Below are 14455 nucleotides of genomic sequence, written 5' to 3' on the forward strand. Positions count from 1 at the left end.
TCCCATCGCAAAACTTGTTGCTACAATCAATTACTTCGCTATTACCTTGGAAAACTTTTTATGGCTATTTTAGATTCAAAAGGTCGTTTGTTCGGCAAAATTAACCTCCTTGATTTAGGTGCTGCGCTGGTCAGCCTGGTAGTTGTATTTGTGATCATGTCTAGCTTCTTGTCTAGCTTGGGTCTTGCCCAAGTTGGTGAGAAAATAGCACCCATAGAAGTAGATTTAGTAGTCCGTGGTTTAAATGTACGTGACCCCGAACAATTATTTAATAACGGATTAAAAAAAGGTGGTAAAACAAATGTAATTATCCGTAATCAACCCTATGGTGAGATTGAGATTAAATCAATTCAACAACTACCTAGAACAGTCAATGTTTCCCAGCCTGATGGTTCCGTGAAAGAATTACCAGATCCAAAAACCAATAATTTTAGTACAGATTTTATTTTAACTTTAGATGGCAAAGCCCAAGTAACTGACAGTGGTCCAGTTCTTGGTAACAGTAAAGTCAAAATTGGGATGCCATTTGAATTGGAAGGTTTTAACTACAACTTCAATGCTACTGTCATTGATGTCAGGTTAAAAGACAAATAGTTTTGTCAGAATTCAGAAGGCTTTAATACCTAAGCTTAATAGTTTAAAAGTCAATAATTTATCAAACATTTGATTTTTAAATTTCTAGGGGACTTCCAGAAAATAAATTATCCAATTTCATGCCCATCAAAACGACTTTCTCTCCTCCTGCTCCCTGCTCCCCTGCCCTCAAGGCGTTCGCGTAGCGTCCCGCAGGGATGGAATATTTTTTTAATTGGAAGTCCCTAGCTAGATTCGGAATTCTTACTAATGAGCGGAGCACGGAAAATATTTCCAACTCCGCTTGTGAATTCTGACATTAATTAAGCAAAGGTAAAAATCGGCGAATTAATCCAATTGTTACTCCTGGCAATTCTAAGTGCGGTGTTAATCCCACGTCTTCTAATTGTTGAAAAAATCGGATTGCTTGGGGATTAATTTCGGCGAGGCGGCGACCAATTGAAGGCCCTGTAAATTCCGATTTTTGTCCCCAAATAATGGCGGTGGGGGTGGTCAATTGTTGAATATAAAGAGATAAATCAAAGCATAAATCGCCACGTACAAAAGACAGTGCTGCATACTCAGCATTTGGCTGCTGGGCTGATTGTAGATAAGCATCTACAATTTCTTCGTAGATTCGATTAGGTTGAGCAAATTGTCGCTGCTCTAAGAAGCCACGAATACCGCCACTAGTAGCAACTCCAGTACTGTATAGCACACGATCAATAATCGGAACACTGACTAACTGAGCAAAAAAGCTGCGAGAATAGTCTTCACCAAAGTCAGAAAGTCCGGCAGGAGTAGTGAGAATTAAAGACTTAAATAAATCTGGATGAGCGATCGCTACTCTAATTATAAATGCTGCGGTTAAAGAAGAAGCGATCGTTGTTACTGGGCCGCTGCAAGTCTGCTGAAAAAATTCCCGAATTGTGGTCAAATAATCGTCAATTTTATAACTGCGTGCTGGATGTTCAGATCTACCCCAACCAATTAAATCTGGCGCAATAACCCTATATTCAGCAGCAAAAGCAGGATAAACTTTCGACCACTCATAAGCAGAAGACCCACCACCAAAGGCGTGCAAAAACACTAAAGTTTCTCGGTCGTCGGCTGTCACATCGTTTTGCCAAGGTGATCCAGCGGCCGTATAGTACACCATTTTACCTAATGAGGTAATTACCGAGCGTTGTTCAAATCCTATTGGCTGAAACATAAATATTTTTCTTGACTCTAATGATTAATTAACACAGGTAAGCTGTTTCACATAAAATTGCATATATTAGGCAGGCGAGACGCTCACCGCACAATATATAAAGCCGACTTTCTTGCATCCTGTGAACTCAGTTAGTGCTTTTGTCACTAGTTCGCAGCGGTTAGTACTTTCAGGTTACGATCGCGATCAGCAACTTTTGGTAGAAATGTACTACCAGGCGCTAATCTTGCCAATTCTGATTCGGCTATTTCTGCCAATACCTTATTATCTATAAGTGGGAATAACATCAAAAGCCCCACCTTCTGGGCTTTTGATGGTCAATTCACCCTTGATGACTTTCGTTTTTGTCTTTAAACTAAAACTTTAAAAACTCACTCACAAAATCAAGCTTGCTCGACCCAATCCGGGTATTCTTTTAGAGTATATTATTCATCAGTCTCCCGAAGAGTAGAAATTAGGGTGCTTATAGCAGATTTCAAGGAAAGCTAAGTACACTATTTAAGTTTAGCAGCTAGGTACAGACCCGATTCTAATTCATTAATTCTGACGCCTCGGCAAAGCTTGCTTTGCTTTTGAATTCTCCTGTATAATCACCTGTATTTTTACTAATTCGAGATACTTCTTGATTTCTGCATTTTTTAATAAAACTTATACAATAAGTAATTTCGTAATCAAGTAGGTAAACACTGTGTCACAGGCTTCGTCTTCTTGGCAGCAATTGCTCAACCAAATCCCCAACTGGTCGCTGACAAAGTTCAAGACAGCTAATCACGGAAAAAACCCACAACTAAACATGAAAAAGGAACATACCCTACTCCCTACTCCCCACTCCCTACTCTTGATTTTCAAGTTAGGAGGAAGCTTAAAACCGAAAACTTTTAAGCGCTTCTCTGGTCCTGGCGGCTTTCTTGGGTTCCTGACAATTGTCGTTGCTATGTTGTTGTGGAACTGGAAACTGCTATTAGCTTTGTCAATTGGCGTTGGAGTAATGGTACTAGTTTACTCAATGCAGGCGTGGGACTGGCAATTGCACTGGTCTAAAATACGTGAGTTTTTAAACAGTTCAAACCGTCGGTTAGTCTTAGCAGTCCTGAGTGGTGGTCTTGGGACTGTCAGCACTTACATGGCGGCTGCAATTTGGGTTGACTCTGATAGTCGGTGGATTGCTGCTGGCGCGATCGTCCAAGGTGTGGGAGTACTATTAACTTTAATTTTATTGGTATGGCAAATTGTCAACTTTTATGGAAATCAACAAGAAGACCAGGTCGAGCAGTTGTTAGTCAATTTAACAGAAAAAGATCCATTGAAAAGATTAATTGCCTTGCGTCAACTCACCAAATTAATTACCCGTAAGCAAGTTGATTCTTCAGTGCAGGAAGATGTAGTCCAATGCTTGCAACTCCTACTGAGTAGAGAGGAGGAAGTTCTGATTCGAGAGGCAGCTTTTAAGAGCTTACAAGCCTGCGATCGCCTACAACTACTACCGCCCAAAACAGCCACAACTTTCGTACCCATATCAGCAAAACTCAAACACCATATTTATTAGTCATTTGTCATTGGTCATTTGTGAATAATCAATGCCCCATGCTCAATTATTATTTCCGAAATAGCTGTCCATTGCGGACTTGGGCTACTGGTTGATTGCACCGTCGCACTAATTGTTCGTCGTGAGTGGTAACAATCACCGTAGCGCCAAAAGAATTTAACTTCTGGAGAATTTGTATAACTTGCCAGGAATTATCTGGATCGAGATTTCCCGTTGGTTCGTCAGCCAGCAGCAATGGTGGTGTACTAATAATTGCCCTAGCAATACTCACTCGCTGTTGCTCTCCTCCAGACAATTGATCTGGAAAGCAGTCAGCTTTATTCAGCAAACCTACCAGCTTCAACGTTGGTTCTAAACGGCGTTGAATTTCTTTACGGGTATACCCTTGAGCTTGGAGTACAAAAGTTACATTTTCTGCTACTGTCCGTTGAGTAATTAGTTTGTAATCTTGAAACACAATGCCAATACGTCGTCGTAATAAAGACAAGCGATCGCCTCTTAAAGCCGCGACATTACATTCATCAACGATTACTTCTCCCTGTGTTGGTAACTCCTGCCCATACAGCAGTTTCAAGAGCGTTGATTTACCAGAACCACTTGGGCCTGTGATAAAGAGAAATTCTCCCTTTTTAACTTCAAGGTTGGCATTGAGCAACGCATGACAGCCATTAGTATAGGTCTTAGTTACAGATTGCAATTGCACCTTGGCAGCAGTATTACTAGTGTGCTGTTGAGTTTCACTGTTGTGTCGAGCAACGGATTTCTCTGTCTTAACTTCAGTTGTTAATACTGGCATTGTTAAATTCTCCTCATACCCACAACCAAACACTTTGCCAACTTCGATTTGACATTCCCCCCAAAATCAGAATTCCCAGGTTTTGCCTGGGAATTTCAAATCCAACAGAGAAATTTAAAATTTTTTCAAGACTTCATTAGTAACTAAGTAATAGCACTCAGAGTTGAGAATTGATCGCTTAAAACTCCTAACCAAAGCTAACAAATCAGCACTTAATAGCACTCCTTGCAGTACAGCGATAAACAAAGGCTTTGACTGCAAATTCCGGCAAAGCCAGCATCCGCCGCCACCGCCAAGGTTCTTGATACAGCCGATATAGCCATTCCAAATTATTATTTCCTAACCAAGCGGGAGCGCGAGTTTTAGTACCTGACCAAATATCAAAACTGCCACCGACGCCAATCCAAATTGCTTGAGGACATAAATGGCGGTTTTGGGCAATCCATAATTCTTGACGTGGCACTCCTAAACCTACAAAAATCACTTGTGGTTTTAATTGGGTAAGAGTTTGTTGCAATTGTGCTTCTTCTTCTGGGGAGTGGTAGCCTGAGTGAGTACCTACAATATTCAAATTTGGAACTTGCTGCTGCCAAAACTCTGCTGCAATTGAGGCTACTCCAGGTGCGGCGCCATAGAAAAATACCTTTGCCCCTGTCTGGCGCTGTCCAAGTTCTTGTAAAAGCTTTTCTGCTAATTCGATTCCCGGAAAACGCTGCACTTTTTGCCATAACAGCCAGCGTAAATACAAAACAACTCCAGCTCCATCAGGAATCACTAGTTCAGCATTTTTAATCGTCTGAGCGAGAAATTTGTTCCGCTCTGCCTGCATAGTCATTTCTGCATTGAGCGTTACCACATGAGTTCCTCTGCCTTGTTGCATGCATTCTAATAACCAGCCTGGATAGTTAGTCATCACATGAACTGGTATCCCCAATACTGAAAATGCTTTAGGCGATTTAGACATAAGTTATTGTTGATTTCACACCACATTTCCTTGAACGTTAAGTTTATCAAATATTTTTATCACGGAAGAATTAAAGACGAGTCGCTCCAGTTTTCATTATTAGGCTCGTCAGTCACTTCCTACTTAACGGTACGACTGCCTCCTATCAAAGACAACAGCTGCAACAATAGAAAGCATAATTTAACTAATTATCCTTAGTGCTTGTACTTCGACTAAACCAGTGGCAATTTTATTGTTAAAGTCTAACGTTGACAAAGGGTGTAGCAATGCCGTTACACGTTAGCTTTACTCAAATTGCATTTCCATGTAGACCTGCACAAGAGTACTCAGACCACACGCGAAGCGTTACCTGTGGTGGGGAATTGCACGACAATTAACGGGACATCAAGTACCTTTAATTGTCAGGACTGTGTTGCTTTTTGACGTAGGATTTGAGTTATTCAGGTGTGAAACCTCCATACACAGAATATCTTTAAATCTGCGCTTATTAAGACTTTTTAGTAAACTCGACTTTACAGTTAAGGTAGTGTAACGGGCTGAAGTTGGCTATGAGTAAAATTCGTATCGCTCTGATTGAAGATCATGATCTGACTCGTGTAGGAATTCGCACAGCACTGCAACAAAAGGATGAAATTGAAGTTGTAGGAGAAGCCGCCAATGCCGCTGAAGGGCTAAAAATGTTAAAAGTGCTACAACCAGATATTGCCATAGTAGATATTGGTTTACCAGATAAAGATGGCATTGAGTTGACACGGGAGGTAAAATCTACTACTAATAGCGAAGAGTTAAGCACAAAGGTGTTAATTTTGACACTAAGGGATAATCGAGAAGCGGTATTGGCAGCTTTTGCTGCTGGAGCAGACTCCTACTGTATGAAGGATATCAAATTTGATAATTTGCTGGAAGCAGTGCGAGTAACCTATAATGGCAACGCGTGGATCGATCCGGCGATCGCTCGAATTGTATTACAACAAGCACAACAAAACCCCCAAAAGTCGGAATCGGCTTTTGTTGATACCAAGACCGTTGCCCCTAACCCTGAATTGACGGACAATCTAGAAGGCATTGAACCTTACACCCTGACAGAAAGAGAGTTAGAAGTGTTACAGTTGATTGTCGAAGGTTGTAGCAATGCAGTAATTGCGGAAAGACTTTACATCACTGTTGGAACTGTTAAAACTCATGTCCGCAATATCTTGAATAAGCTATGTGCCGATGACCGTACCCAAGCAGCAGTCCGTGCCTTGCGTTCTGGGTTAGTAGGATAAAAGTTAAATTCAACTGACAGTAAACAGTTATCAAGGTTTTAAACACTGATAACTGATAACTGTTGACGATGATTAGTTCTGAGTTTTTGTTGGTTCTCAGGTGAGATAAAGATTATACTATCTCGCCATTAAAATAGTTGAAAAATAAAGTCAAATATGGCTGAGACAGGAGTGGACAAACTTAAGCTCATGGTCGTGGACGATGAGCCGGATAACTTAGATTTACTCTACCGCACTTTTAGGCGAGATTTCCAAGTATATAAAGCTAATCATGCTCTTGGTGCTTTAGAAATCTTGGAGAAAGTTGGTGAGATGGCTGTGATTATTTCTGATCAAAGAATGCCAGAAATGAGTGGTAGCGAATTTTTTAGTCGCACAGTGGAACGGTTTCCGGACACAATTCGGATTTTATTAACTGGTTTTACTGATGTGGAAGATTTGGTAGACGCGATTAACTCTGGTCAGGTGTTCAAGTACATCACTAAACCCTGGAATCCGGAGCGGCTGAGGGCTTTAGTTGAGCAAGCCACGGATACATACCGCCTAGTGAAGAAGCGCACCCAAGAGTTACGCAGAGCTTTACGGCGAGAATCCTTGTTTAATGCGGTGACAACTGCAATTCGGGAGTCTTTAGACTACGACAGTATGTTGCAAAAAACTGTAGCAACTATCGGACAAACATTTGAAGCCACCAGCTGTTTGCTCATGCCAATAGAGGGCGATCGCCTGACACCAGACCTATTTTCATACCACGATCCTCAATCTGATGTATTTGATTGCGCTTTCGACGTCAGTCCTTTAATTGAAAAAGTTCTGCAAACTCGTGATAGTCAACTTGCTCAAGAAATATCCAACGGTATCGCTTGCCATCATCTAGTTGTACCACTTAGCTATCAACAGCACTTAGTCGCTGTACTGGCTCTTTATCAATCGGGACGCGATCGCCCTTGGCAAGGTGAAGATATCCAATTAATTGTCGGTGTTGCCGAACAAGCAGCCTTAGCTCTGTCTCAAGCAAAACTCTACCAACGCCTCCAGGAAAAACAACAGCAGATTCACACTGAATTGGAGGTGGCTCGTAAAATTCAATACAATCTTCTGCGCCAAACTTTACCTGATATCAAAGGTGTAAAGGTACAAGCTTGCTGCTACCCAGCGCGGGAAGTCGGAGGCGATTTTTTTGAAGTATTTGTCCATCCCAAAGGCGACTTGTGGTTGGCTGTAGGTGACGTTTCTGGCAAGGGTGTCCCAGCTGCTTTATTTATGGCTAGTGTTATTTCTGTCCTGCGCCGGGAATTATCTCAAGAAGCACCAGCCCAACCAAATATCGTCATGCAGAACCTTAACCATGCTCTGAGTGAAGACTTGATTAGTAATAATTATTTCATCACTCTGGTATTAGCTTGTTATACCCCAACGACGAGGGAACTCATTTATACTAATGCCGGTCATATCTATCCACTATTATGGTCACAGAAAGCAGCATTAGCCGACAGTCCCAATTACCTCAAAGTTCGCAGCGTCCCTTTGGGGATATTGCCCAAATGGCAAGCACAGTCTGGTAGCTTGGTTCTCGCTCCTGGAGACACATTGTTACTAGCTAGTGATGGTATTACTGAGGCAATGGTATTAAATAATAATTACAAATCAGTAAAAACCGCGTCTGGCGTTGAGCCAGTTGAGCGTTCTATGCTGAATCAAGATGGTCTTTGGCAACTCTTGCAGCAACAGCAAAAACCGCTTTCTCTTAACCATTTACTAGCTCGCATCCAAGCAGATAACCACGTCCAAGAAGACGATCAAACTATACTCTCACTGGAGATTTTGTAAGTAATGAAAAGTGAGCTTCAAGTACCAAGTGATTTGAACTTTCTGAATATTGTTGAAAACTGGTTGCTGGGATGTTTGAAAATCCAGCTAGGAGAATCAGTAGATTGGTCGCGCCAATCGAGTCGTTTGAGGTTAGCTTTGGTAGAAGCGTACTCAAATGCAGTACGTCATGCCCATAGGGACAAACCAAATTTGCCGATTTTACTGCGTTTGGAACTCAAAGACCGAGACCTGGCCTTAGAAGTTTGGGACTATGGCGAAGGCTTTGATATGTCTACATACTACGCACCGAACCCAGTTGAAAAACAAGAAGGTGGTTATGGTTGGCTGATTATGAATCGTCTGATGGATAAAGTAGATTATAAGTTGCAGATTAATGGCGCTAATTGTCTCAAGTTAGAAGCTACTTTACCTGAATTAGTCAAATGAGTAGTCTATGAGCGATGATGATCACTAGTACTGTCAGGCGTAATTCGTAATGACGCTCGTTCCGACGCTCCTCCGTCGCTAACGCTTCGCTATCGCTACCGCTTCGAAGACAGTAATTCGTAATACTTGCCTCCAGCGAGAAGCAAGCTACGTAATGACGCTCTCTACGAGACGCGCAAGGGACGAGGACTCGGCGGGAGCTGCGAAGACAGTAATTCGTAATTAGCTGTTCGCAAGGGTTTCAGACATTAAAAATGGTTGGTTTATTTCCGCTCTGCTGTACTAGCTACTTTTGGCGACGTAAAGATAGTAACTCTTGAGGTGAAGCTAAAAGTTTGATTCTAGTATATAAAATTTGCTGTTGTTGGTTGAGGATAAATAGCCACAAGACATTCACGCCGCACCAAGAGGTTTGTGCTTTGCCTGTGACTTGGACTTGGATATTACCGTCTTCCAAAGTGTCGCTTATTCCTGTGTTGGGGTAAGCTTTAATATTTTGGGCTTCTTGCTTTAAGTAAGCTGCGATCGCATCACATCCAACAATATCAGATTCTAACGGTGGATGCATCACACCGTCTTTGGCAAATAAAGCCGCAGTTGCGTCAAATTCTCCGGCATTTAATGTTTGAAAATAACGCAGTACACTTGTTTGTCTAATTCCCTCAATCTGGAATTCTGCTTCGTGTTGTAGTGGGGATATTTCAGCAGAGGTCATAAAATTTCCTGTATCAAGCTAACTAAATATTAATTTCAGTACAAAAATTGGTAAAAAGAAAGCCACTATTGAGATAGATTGCTACACACGTACAAATCTTTCTGACGATGGAAGTTTTGGTTGGACAAATTTTGGTCGAGTTCTCAGCAGATAGATCCCTAATTTCGGAAACAGGTCAGGGATTTGAGATGATAAATGTAAAATAAGCAACAAATATTTATCAAAAAATGACTAAATAATGTATAATCTATATGCCTATAGTTAGGCAAATCCGGATAAAAAACAATGAATCAGTGTTCGGTAACCAGCAGCGTAATTAAACAAAAAGCTAGCGAGTTAGGCTTTCATCAAGTTGGAATTGCTGCTGTATATAGGGTAGATGCCACACAAGCGCAGAGGTTACAAGCATGGATAGCGCTGGGTTATCACGCCGATATGGAATGGATGACTAACCCAAAGCGTCAGGATATCCGGTTAGTGATGCCAGAGGTGCGATCACTAGTCTGTGTAGCACTAAATTACTACACACCACATCAACGTCCCCAAGGTAAAGAATACGCCAAAATTTCGCGTTATAGCTGGGGAAGGGATTATCACAAGGTGATACATAAAAAGCTTAAACAACTAACCACATGGCTAAAATCCCTTGATGACAGCATTCGCGCAATTTATTATGCAGACACAGGGCCAGTGCAAGATAAAATCTGGGCACAACAAGCCGGAATTGGTTGGATTGCCAAAAATGGTAACGTGATTACACGCGATTATGGCTCTTGGGTCTTTTTGGGAGAAGTATTGACCAACTTAGAATTAGAGAGTGATCGCCCTCATACACAACACTGTGGTAGCTGTACTCGTTGTCTTGAAGCTTGTCCTACAGGTGCAATTACTCAGCCTTTTGTTGTGGATGCTAATCGCTGCATTGCTTATCATACAATTGAAAATCGGGCAGAAGAATTACCACAGACACTCACACCCCATTTACATGGCTGGGTTGCTGGTTGTGACATCTGCCAAGATGTTTGTCCTTGGAATCAACGTTTTGCTAAGACTACAGATATCACAGAGTTTGCGCCTTATCCTGGGAATCTTGCTCCACAACTGTTAGAATTAGCCCAAATCTCAGATTGCGAATGGGACAAACGATTTCCAGCATCCGCCTTACGACGCATTAAGCCAGAAATGTTACGGCGCAACGCTCGAGCTAATCTTGACGTATCTAGGCCAGAGATGACCCAAAAAGTAATTATTTTTGATTTTGATGGCACGATTGCAGATACCGTAGATGCCCTTGTAAGTATTGCTAATCGTCTAGCTGTAGATTTTGGTTATATACAAATAACCCCAGACCAATTAACCCTACTCAAAAACTTAACATCTAGGGAAATTATTAAGTACTCCGGAGTTTCGCTCTTTAAGATACCTTTTCTCGTAAAAAAAGTTAAAGGAGAATTAAAAGATAAAATTCCTGAATTAAAGCCCATTCCCGGAATAAAAGAAGCATTAACAGAACTCCAAGCTCAAGGATATAAACTAGGAATTATTACTTCTAATTCTAAAGAGAATGTAACTCAGTTCCTGACAATCAATAATTTAAATCACTTATTTGATTTTATATATTCAGGAATTACAATTTTTGGTAAAACAACGATTATCAATAATGTATTAAGGCAAAAACAACTCAAACCTCAAGAAGTTATTTATGTGGGAGATGAAACTAGAGATATAGAAGCATCAAAAAAAGCAAATATTCAAGTAATTGCAGTGACTTGGGGCTTTAATTCATCAGAAGTACTAGCTAAGCAAAATCCAGATTATTTAATTCACCGACCTAGCGAACTACTGGAAGTCATGAAGTCAGAGTTTAATTAATAAAGATGTAGTAGATTAAAAAGCTACGGTACCTTGCTCTAAGTTAAGTACACTACCTTACCCGCCCTATTGGGCATCCTCATCGATGCCTTGGGAGGGATATAATACATTAACTTGTAATCTCCTGTATGTTATGCAAACCTGATAATCTGCTGCATAATGTCATGAATTAAAAACTTCATCTAAAATTTTACATATTGTAGAAAAAATCTAGTCAAGTCTTTTTTGGCGATATTTGCTCAAAAATTCGATACAAAGCGGATAATCGATGAACGTGGGGGTAAGACCCATTCTAAACAAATGTCAAACAGAGGAAAAGACCAGTAACAAACTCTACTAAATTATGGTTAGAAATCCGTTAACTTAATGAAACCTATATAATGTAATGCAGGCTACATAAACATGCGCTTAGAGCAGTTGCAAGCCTTTCTAGCGATCGCCCAAACCGGCAGCTTTCAACAAGCAGCGCGAACGTGTGGTGTTACCCAATCGACGATTAGTCGCCAAATCCAGGCATTAGAAGCAGATTTGGGGATAGAACTGTTTCACAGAACCAGTCATGCCAAGCTGACACTAGCAGGTGAACGTTTGCTACCTCGTGTCCGCAAAATTTGCCAAGAATGGCAGACAGCCACGGAAGAATTAAGCGATTTGATAGCCGGAAAACAGCCAGAACTTTGCATAGCTGCAATTCATTCCCTGTGCGGCTCTTATTTACCACCAGTGTTACAAAAATTTTGTCATGATTATCCAGATGTGCAATTGCGGGTGACTTCATTGGGAAGCGATCGCGCCTTGAAAGTCCTCAAAGATGGATTGGTAGATTTAGCAATTGTGATGAATAATCGCTTTTTAACCACTGGCAGAGAAATGGTAGTAGAAGTACTTTACGATGAACCTATAGAAGTTCTAACCGCAGTCAATCATCCCCTGGCGAAATATGAATTTATCCCTTGGTCAGAGTTGATTCGTTATCCTCAAGTGGTTTTTAAAGATGGTTACGGGATGCAGCGTTTAATCCAAGATAGATTTGAGCGAATGGAGGCTAAACTCCAAGCAGCTTTAGAGGTAAATACCCTAGATGCCTTTCGGGGAGTAGTGCGTCAAGGTGAACTGATAGCTTTACTACCTCAATCGGCATTAGTAGAAGCACGCCAAGACCCTACCTTAGCGATTCGTTCCCTAGCAACTAATGGTACTGGTGGTTTGCCAGATGGTTCTAGTTTGACTCGCCGGGTAGTTATGGTCACAACACAGGATCGGCTGCAAATTCCTCCCATCAAGCACTTTTGGCAACTCGTGCAGGAAAATATCCCAGTACAAATTGACCAGCAGCGCTCGGCTTGTTAACTCAGTAAACTAAAAAGTTTTTCCCAAAGAGCGATCGCTATAAAGCGGGCAAGTATGCCATCGATACCAGCGATCTGTTTGTTTGAGAAAGTTATCTCTCTTGTGTCACTTTCCGAGTACCTAATCTCTGAAAGTGACACAAGAAGGTTATCCATTGCCTAAAATAAAAGCTGATGCCCCGTCTTTGTATAGCGCGTAACTTTCTGCATCAATGCTAAGCTAAACCACATCTAGTTTGCATATCTAAAATTTATATAACTCTTGTGGAGTGGGCATCTTGCTCGCTCTAATTATGCAAGTTCAATGTGGAACAGCTTACTAAAACCCTGACTAAGATTGTGGAACCCACACAGAAACAGAACCAGCACTGCATCGAAAATCGGCCCAGCCTTCTTCATTCGTTGTGACAGGTTCGCTGATATGTTCGGTGATGTCAATATAAGTGGTGTTGGCTTGCCCTACTTCCATCCACTTAGTCCCCTCTCCCCCATTACTCAAAACAACCGCCATACCGCCAGGATGTTCTTCATCTCCTAAGCGTGTCCAGCCGATTGTATTAGCGTGGTCGAAATAATCATATTGGTCGCCATAGGCATAGGTTTGACGAGCGTGCAAAAATTTATCAATTATCCATTGATGACTATCGAGCCAAATCTCATACTCGTTGCCATCTGGGCCCTTATCTTTGTAATTAGCACCATAGTAATCTGCATAGAAGATACAGGGATAACCCTCACTTCGCAATAGAATCAACGCATAAGCCAACGGTTTAAACCAGCTTTCAACTACAGACTCCAACGACTGCAAAGGTTGAGAATCATGATTCTCTACTAAGGTGACGGCTAAAGCAGGTTGCTGCTGCACCAAGGTATTATCAAATATCTGCCGCATATCGTAGTCATTGCCTTGTTTGCTAGCAGCGCTAAAGTTATAGTGCAATGGCGCATCAAACAGCAACACATCACCACCAGTAATGTTAATGAAATGGTGCAGCGCTTCAACTTCATAAGACCAATATTCACCAACAGCAAAAAGCTCGCGACCTGCCTTTTGGCGACAGTGAATTAGCCACTCTGGGAAAAAGCCAGCTCTCACGTGTTTAACGGCATCAAAACGAAAGCCATCTATTTGAGTGGTTTCTACAAACCACTCACCCCAGCGATTCAACTCCTCGCGTACTTCTGGACTCTCCATATCCAGGTCGCATCCCATCAGATAGTCGAAAGCACCTTTTTCCAGGTCAACATTATCGTCAAAATGTTTATCTTTGAACAGATAAACAGCGTTTTCACCTTCGTTGTAAACGTTGTAATCAACTGCATCGAAGTGCCACCAGTGCCATTCCATGTCCGAGTATTTGCCTTTACGACCTGGAAAGGTAAAGTGAGTCCACACTTTAATCGTTTGCATGTCGCCGATGGGGTGGTTGCGATCATCTGGACTATAAGGCGTTGCTTCCACCTCTTCGGCTTCGTCTGCACCTAACTTGTGGTTAAGAACAACATCAGCATACACTCGAATACCAGCAGCTTTTGCCGCTTTGATCGCAGCGAGATACTCGTCTTTTGTGCCGTATTTTGTCCGAACCGAGCCTTTCTGGTCAAACTCCCCTAAATCATACATATCGTAAACCCCGTAGCCGACATCGTAGCCACCCCCTGTTCCTTTGTAAGCTGGGGGTAACCAAACAGATGTAACACCTGCATCAGCTAAGTCCTTCACTTTCTCTTTGAACTCATTCCAAAGATTGCCATCCGGAGGGATATACCAATGGAAGTACTGCATCATTACACCATTCAGTTGAGCCATGTCTATCCCTGTAGTAAAATTTACGATAAATTTTGATTCCTGACACAAAAACTATACATTAAGTTTTATTTTTTGTGTCTAAATAGAAAC

At 41.6% G+C, this 14455-nt stretch carries 13 protein-coding genes and 2 pseudogenes; 9 read left to right on the forward strand and 6 right to left on the reverse strand.

The features are described 5' to 3' along the window. Window positions 1–60 precede the first annotated feature (60 nt). On the forward strand, window positions 61–594 hold the full coding sequence (locus tag FCR06_RS08730; protein WP_138498651.1) for a DUF4330 domain-containing protein: 534 nt from the start codon (window positions 61–63) through the stop codon (window positions 592–594). 298 nt (window positions 595–892) lie between these two features. Here the strand turns inward: FCR06_RS08730 and FCR06_RS08740 are convergent, their stop codons facing one another. Continuing rightward, entirely contained in the window at window positions 893–1786 is an 894-nt protein-coding gene (locus FCR06_RS08740) for an alpha/beta fold hydrolase (RefSeq protein ID WP_138498653.1), read from the reverse strand. A 94-nt stretch (window positions 1787–1880) separates the two neighbouring features. Between FCR06_RS08740 and FCR06_RS33435 the strand changes: the two are divergent. Both FCR06_RS33435 and FCR06_RS08750 read left to right on the forward strand, forming a co-directional pair. After that, window positions 1881–2140, forward strand: a pseudogene (locus FCR06_RS33435) (hypothetical protein); the annotation flags it as partial. A gap of 334 nt (window positions 2141–2474) precedes the next feature. Beyond that, window positions 2475–3332, forward strand: coding sequence for an armadillo-type fold-containing protein (locus tag FCR06_RS08750; RefSeq protein WP_138498654.1), 858 nt, complete (start codon window positions 2475–2477; stop codon window positions 3330–3332). Between the two features lie 49 nt (window positions 3333–3381). Here the strand turns inward: FCR06_RS08750 and ftsE are convergent, their stop codons facing one another. Continuing rightward, complete coding sequence (gene ftsE / locus FCR06_RS08755) at window positions 3382–4128, reverse strand: cell division ATP-binding protein FtsE (protein ID WP_138498655.1); 747 nt, start codon at window positions 4126–4128, stop codon at window positions 3382–3384. 205 nt (window positions 4129–4333) lie between these two features. Then, window positions 4334–5092 (reverse strand): WecB/TagA/CpsF family glycosyltransferase, encoded by a 759-nt coding sequence (locus FCR06_RS08760; protein WP_138498656.1) that lies wholly within the window; start codon window positions 5090–5092, stop codon window positions 4334–4336. 548 nt (window positions 5093–5640) lie between these two features. On the opposite strand from FCR06_RS08760, the gene FCR06_RS08765 reads away from it, so the two are divergent. From FCR06_RS08765 to FCR06_RS08775, 3 genes are all read left to right on the forward strand, one after another. Then, the gene (locus tag FCR06_RS08765) at window positions 5641–6360 is read left to right on the forward strand and encodes a response regulator transcription factor (RefSeq protein WP_138498657.1); all 720 of its coding nucleotides are present in this window, start codon (window positions 5641–5643) and stop codon (window positions 6358–6360) included. 156 nt (window positions 6361–6516) lie between these two features. Then, on the forward strand, window positions 6517–8190 hold the full coding sequence (locus FCR06_RS08770; protein ID WP_138498658.1) for a SpoIIE family protein phosphatase: 1674 nt from the start codon (window positions 6517–6519) through the stop codon (window positions 8188–8190). A 3-nt stretch (window positions 8191–8193) separates the two neighbouring features. Continuing rightward, window positions 8194–8619, forward strand: a complete 426-nt coding sequence (locus tag FCR06_RS08775) for an ATP-binding protein (RefSeq protein ID WP_138498659.1) — start codon at window positions 8194–8196, stop codon at window positions 8617–8619. A 286-nt stretch (window positions 8620–8905) separates the two neighbouring features. Here the strand turns inward: FCR06_RS08775 and FCR06_RS08780 are convergent, their stop codons facing one another. Then, the gene (locus FCR06_RS08780; protein WP_138498660.1) at window positions 8906–9334 is read right to left on the reverse strand and encodes a nuclear transport factor 2 family protein; all 429 of its coding nucleotides are present in this window, start codon (window positions 9332–9334) and stop codon (window positions 8906–8908) included. Between the two features lie 285 nt (window positions 9335–9619). Here FCR06_RS08780 and queG point away from each other — a divergent pair. From queG to FCR06_RS08790, 3 genes and pseudogenes are all read left to right on the forward strand, one after another. Then, window positions 9620–10590, forward strand: a pseudogene (queG, locus tag FCR06_RS33440) (tRNA epoxyqueuosine(34) reductase QueG). Continuing rightward, the gene (locus tag FCR06_RS33445; RefSeq protein WP_223280079.1) at window positions 10565–11206 is read left to right on the forward strand and encodes an HAD-IA family hydrolase; all 642 of its coding nucleotides are present in this window, start codon (window positions 10565–10567) and stop codon (window positions 11204–11206) included. The pseudogene queG and the gene FCR06_RS33445 overlap by 26 nt, the downstream one beginning before the upstream one ends. Window positions 11207–11608: 402 nt before the next feature. Beyond that, on the forward strand, window positions 11609–12556 hold the full coding sequence (locus FCR06_RS08790; RefSeq protein ID WP_138498663.1) for a LysR family transcriptional regulator: 948 nt from the start codon (window positions 11609–11611) through the stop codon (window positions 12554–12556). Here the strand turns inward: FCR06_RS08790 and FCR06_RS32485 are convergent. After that, the gene (locus FCR06_RS32485; RefSeq protein ID WP_189523357.1) at window positions 12553–12711 is read right to left on the reverse strand and encodes a hypothetical protein; all 159 of its coding nucleotides are present in this window, start codon (window positions 12709–12711) and stop codon (window positions 12553–12555) included. The genes FCR06_RS08790 and FCR06_RS32485 overlap by 4 nt on opposite strands. 175 nt (window positions 12712–12886) lie before the next feature. Then, window positions 12887–14365, reverse strand: a complete 1479-nt coding sequence (locus tag FCR06_RS08795; protein ID WP_138498665.1) for an alpha-amylase — start codon at window positions 14363–14365, stop codon at window positions 12887–12889. Window positions 14366–14455 lie beyond the last annotated feature (90 nt).

Origin of the sequence: Nostoc sp. PA-18-2419 (genome assembly GCF_005869855.1) — a bacterium.
GTDB lineage: Bacteria > Cyanobacteriota > Cyanobacteriia > Cyanobacteriales > Nostocaceae > Nostoc.

What these genes read in the sequence shown, in the direction of transcription:
- FCR06_RS08730 (WP_138498651.1), top strand. Translation starts at nt 61, where the DNA reads ATGGCTATTTTAGATTCAAAAGGTCGTTTGTTCGGCAAAATTAACCTC.
- FCR06_RS08740 (WP_138498653.1), bottom strand. Translation starts at nt 1,786, where the DNA reads ATGTTTCAGCCAATAGGATTTGAACAACGCTCGGTAATTACCTCATTA.
- ftsE (WP_138498655.1), bottom strand. Translation starts at nt 4,128, where the DNA reads ATGCCAGTATTAACAACTGAAGTTAAGACAGAGAAATCCGTTGCTCGA.
- FCR06_RS08760 (WP_138498656.1), bottom strand. Translation starts at nt 5,092, where the DNA reads ATGTCTAAATCGCCTAAAGCATTTTCAGTATTGGGGATACCAGTTCAT.
- FCR06_RS08765 (WP_138498657.1), top strand. Translation starts at nt 5,641, where the DNA reads ATGAGTAAAATTCGTATCGCTCTGATTGAAGATCATGATCTGACTCGT.
- FCR06_RS08770 (WP_138498658.1), top strand. Translation starts at nt 6,517, where the DNA reads ATGGCTGAGACAGGAGTGGACAAACTTAAGCTCATGGTCGTGGACGAT.
- FCR06_RS08775 (WP_138498659.1), top strand. Translation starts at nt 8,194, where the DNA reads ATGAAAAGTGAGCTTCAAGTACCAAGTGATTTGAACTTTCTGAATATT.
- FCR06_RS08780 (WP_138498660.1), bottom strand. Translation starts at nt 9,334, where the DNA reads ATGACCTCTGCTGAAATATCCCCACTACAACACGAAGCAGAATTCCAG.
- FCR06_RS33445 (WP_223280079.1), top strand. Translation starts at nt 10,565, where the DNA reads ATGACCCAAAAAGTAATTATTTTTGATTTTGATGGCACGATTGCAGAT.
- FCR06_RS08790 (WP_138498663.1), top strand. Translation starts at nt 11,609, where the DNA reads ATGCGCTTAGAGCAGTTGCAAGCCTTTCTAGCGATCGCCCAAACCGGC.
- FCR06_RS32485 (WP_189523357.1), bottom strand. Translation starts at nt 12,711, where the DNA reads ATGGATAACCTTCTTGTGTCACTTTCAGAGATTAGGTACTCGGAAAGT.
- FCR06_RS08795 (WP_138498665.1), bottom strand. Translation starts at nt 14,365, where the DNA reads ATGGCTCAACTGAATGGTGTAATGATGCAGTACTTCCATTGGTATATC.